Here is a 286-nt window from a genome sequence, read left to right on the forward strand (position 1 = left end):
GATGCGGTTGTGCTTGCTGAAGCTGACGCAGTTGTTGATGCTGACTCAGATGCTGATGTACTTGCTGAGGCTGATTCACTTGTTGATGCTGACTCAGATGCTGATGTACTTGCTGATTCTGAAGCACTTGTTGAAGCTGACTCAGAGGCTGATGTACTTGCTGAGGCTGATGCACTTGTTGACGCTGAGTCAGAGGCCGATGTGCTTGCTGATTCTGAAGCACTTGTTGATGCTGACTCAGATGCGCATGTGCTTGCTGATTCTGAAGCACTTGTTGAAGCTGACG

1 pseudogene is annotated in these 286 nt (G+C 49.0%); it reads left to right on the forward strand.

Going from position 1 to position 286, the window contains the following annotated elements:
- Window positions 1-286 (forward strand): annotated as a pseudogene (locus N8M09_RS10985) (MSCRAMM family adhesin SdrC); the annotation flags it as partial.

The organism is Streptococcus mitis, assembly GCF_946190375.1.
Lineage (GTDB): Bacteria > Bacillota > Bacilli > Lactobacillales > Streptococcaceae > Streptococcus > Streptococcus mitis_CJ.